Annotated in this window: 4 protein-coding genes; all 4 read right to left on the minus strand. The window is 65.0% G+C overall.

Annotation, left to right across the window (positions count from 1 at the left end):
- Positions 1 to 180: 180 nt before the first annotated feature.
- Entirely contained in the window at positions 181 to 1,140 is a 960-nt protein-coding gene (gene hpaD / locus C4301_RS06720; RefSeq protein ID WP_352414330.1) for a 3,4-dihydroxyphenylacetate 2,3-dioxygenase, read from the minus strand.
- A 9-nt stretch (positions 1,141 to 1,149) separates the two neighbouring features.
- Entirely contained in the window at positions 1,150 to 1,602 is a 453-nt protein-coding gene (gene hpaC / locus C4301_RS06725) for a 4-hydroxyphenylacetate 3-monooxygenase reductase subunit (RefSeq protein ID WP_352414331.1), read from the minus strand.
- Positions 1,599 to 3,047, minus strand: coding sequence for a 4-hydroxyphenylacetate 3-monooxygenase, oxygenase component (gene hpaB, locus C4301_RS06730; RefSeq protein WP_352414332.1), 1,449 nt, complete (start codon positions 3,045 to 3,047; stop codon positions 1,599 to 1,601). The genes hpaC and hpaB overlap by 4 nt, the downstream gene beginning before the upstream one ends.
- Before the next feature lies 1 nt (position 3,048).
- On the minus strand, positions 3,049 to 3,451 hold a 403-nt coding region (locus tag C4301_RS06735), incomplete at its 5' end, for an aldehyde dehydrogenase family protein (RefSeq protein ID WP_352414333.1).

The raw sequence follows: 3,451 nt of genomic DNA on the forward strand, positions 1-3,451 counted from the left end.
AAAGCCGCTGCCGTTAGGACCAGAAGCGCTGCCAAAACCCTTTTCATTTCCGACCTCCTTCTGCCTTTGCCCGGCCTCCCGGGCCAGGGCCAAACGAACAGCCGTTAGGCGTTTTGCTGCAAGTTTATTCAGGGGGATCCGTCCCGTCAAGACCCGGGGTGGAACCGGGCCTAAGAGGGTTCAGATCACATGCTCCGGAAGACCCTGGAGGGGGGAGGGGCGGGTGGAGAGGGGGGTGTCCTCCAGGGAGAGGAGCAGGCTTCCCTCCAAGAACCAGCTCTTGGGGGTCTTATGCCCCCAGAGGGTTTGCCGCCGGGGATCGTTCAGGCTCCATCGGAGGGGCGGATGGTCGGGGTCCACGGTCAGGTAGTCGGAGGTGTAGAGCTCTATCCGGTGACCGTCGGGATCCTTGAGGTAGAGGAAGAGGGCGTTAGAGATCCCGTGCCGGCCCGGTCCCCGTTCGATCCGGTCCGTCTGGACCGCCCCTGCCAGGATATCCGCTGCCTTTAAGATGGCCATGGGGTCGGGAAGCCAGTAGGCGAAGTGGTGAAGCCTGGGTCCTTCCCCGTTGGTGAAGGCGAGGTCGTGAACGTTCCCCTTGCGGTGGAGCCAGCTTGCCCAAAGCCGCCCTTCCTCGTCCTCGGTGTACTCGGTAAGGCGGAAGCCCAGCCTCTCCCGGTAGTACTGGGTGGCCTTCCCCACCTCCGGAGAGAAGAGGTTAAAGTGGTCCAGGCGCAAAACCCCAGGCCCCCGGTACTCGTGGTAGCGCTGGAGGACCCGCTCCAGCTTCTGTGCGCGGTGGTAGAAGGCCAAGGGGTAGCCGAAGGGATCCTGTACCCTAAGGATCTCGACCCTTCCCCAGTCCGCCTCGAGGCGGAAAGGAAGCCCCTCGGAGCTGGCCCAGGCCTTTAGGGCCTCTAGGTCCTCCTCCTTTTCCACCTTGAAGCCCAGGCTCCTCACCGCAGCCCGGGGGGCCTGGGTGAGCTTCAGGCTCCACTCCAGCTCCTCATACCCCCGCAGGTAGGCACGCCCCTCCTCTTGCCGCTCGAGGCGGAAACCTAAAAGCCCCTGATAAAAGGCCAGGCTGGCCTCGAGGTCCCTGACCCAAAGCTCGATGAACCCTACCCGAACAATCCCCATCCTGCCCTCCTAACAAAGCCGCCGGTATGCCCGGTGGAAGTAGGCCAGAGGAGGCCCCATCTCCCCGAGGTGGACCTCCTCCACCCGGCCCACCACGATCCGATGATCCCCCCCTGGGTAATGGGCCTCGAGGCGGCAGACCAAAGCGGCCAAGGCCCCTTTGACCCGGGGGGGCTCCCCTTCCAGCAGGGCTTGGCCCGGCGAGAAACCCACCCCCGAAGCCCGGCCTGCGAAGTGGTCCGCCACCCCCTCCTGCCCTTCCCGTAGGAGGCTCACGGTAAACCGGTCCGCCTCCAAAAGGGCGGGCAGAAGCCTGGCCCTTTCGCTCACCCCGAGGGCCACAAGGGGAGGGTCCAAGGAAAGGGAGAAGAAGGCGCTCGCCGTCATGCCCCGCTCCCCCGCAAAGACCACCGTCACCCCGGCCGCGAACCGGCTCATCGCTTCCTTGAAGGCCTCCCTCATGCCCCCTCCAAAGCAGGGATCGTTTCAAGAAGCGGCCTGAGAAAGGCCCGGATCCGCTCCTTGTAGGGCTCCTTGTCGTAGACGTTGTAAAGCGTCTGGTACATCCGCACCGGGTCGCCGAAGAAGAAGCGCTCGTAAAGCTCCTGCCTCGCCCCAAAGCCGGAGAGGGTCATGTCCCAGGCCAGGCGGAAAAGGGCCACCCGTTCCCGGGCGGATAGGGTCGCCCCCTGGAGGAATTTCTCCAGGTGGGGCCGCAAGGGGCCCTTGAAGTCCCTTTCCGAAGGCAGGGTGATGAGGCCGCTCGCCCCGATCTGCTGGATGATCTCCCGGATCCTGGGGTAAAGCCGGGGGTAGAGGTTCCGGGCCCCGTCGATCGCCCCCCGGTCGGGAACGAGGAGGCCGTACTCGTTCAGCTTCGCCATCTCCTCGGCCCGGGTCCAGAAGGCCCGCATGGCCTCGAGGTAAACGATGATCTCCGCGACCTTCTCCTGGACATGCCCGTACTGGTCCGCCCCGATGCCCTCGGCAAGAAGGGCGGCCACCCCTAAAAAGGCCTCCGTCTTGGCCGTCTTCAGCACCACCACCTGGTGGGCCATGTGGTGAAGGGCCCCCGTCTGGGCGTAGGCGTTGTTGCACCGCTCCACATCCCCCAGGATGAAGACCCGTTCCCAGGGTACGAAGACCTCGTCGAAGATCACCAGGGCATCCATCTCCTCCAGACGGCTGGAAAGGGGGTGGTCAAAGGGGGAGTCCCCCGCCAAGCCCTCCCGGCAGAGGAAGTGAAGCCCCGGGGCGTTCGTGGGAACGGCGAAGGCCACGGCGTATTTCTCGCTTCCCGGGCCCTCCTTCAGAAGGGTGGAGGGAAAGACCAAAAGCTCCTCCGCCAAAGGAAAGGTGGCGGTCATCCGGGCCCCCCGGACCACGATCCCCTTCTCCGTCTGCCGGACGATGCCCACGGGGATGTAGGGGTCGGGCTGGCCCGAGGGGGGTTTGGCCCGGTTCACCTGGGGGTTGGTGAGGGCATGGGTGGTGGCCAGGTCGTTGTCCCTCAAGTAGCGGTAGTAGGCCCGGACGTTTTCCGCGAACTCGCCAAAGTAGGGGGCGCTAGCCGCGTAAGCCATGACCACCGCGTTCAGGTAGTCCGGGCTCCGGCCCATCATCCCCAGGGTCTGGTCGGCCCAGGCCTTGTAGGCCAGGCCCCTCTTCCTCAGGTCCTCCTTCGTTTTGGGAATGAGGAAGCTCGTCCCGTGGAGGTGGCCGTCCTCCTCATAGGTCAGGATCTCCCGGTACCTCGGGTCGTGCTGGAGGTCGTAAAGCCGGGCCATGGTCTGGGCCGCCCCTCGGAAAACGGGGTGGGCGGTGGGGTCTTCCACCCTCTCCCCCTTGTACCAAAGGCTAGGGGGAGCCTTCCTAAGGGCCTCGAGATAGTCCTTTCCTGTACGCATCCTACCCTCCCTTCCCAAACTTGGGCACGTGAGGCGGCACCAGGGGCACCGCCACGTTCTTCAGCTCGGTGTAGAACTCAAAGGCGTAGAACCCCCCTTCCCGGTGGGTCCCGCTCTCCTTCACCCCTCCAAAGGGGGTGGGAAGGTGGCGGACGTTGTGGCTGTTCACCCAGACCATCCCCGCCTCGAGGCCGAGGGCCAGCCGGTGGGCCCTTTCGAGGTCCCGGGTGAAGACGTAGGCGGCCAGGCCGTACCGGGTTGCGTTGGCCTTCTTAAGGGCCTCCTCCTCGTCCTTGAAGGGGATGGCGAGAAGCACGGGGCCAAAGATCTCCTCCTGGGCGATCCTCATGTGGTTCTCCCCCACGAACAAGGTGGGCTCGAGGTAGTTCCCGGCGGAGAGGTCC

This window comes from Thermus sp. (genome assembly GCF_040290245.1).
Taxonomy (GTDB): Bacteria; Deinococcota; Deinococci; order Deinococcales; family Thermaceae; genus Thermus_A.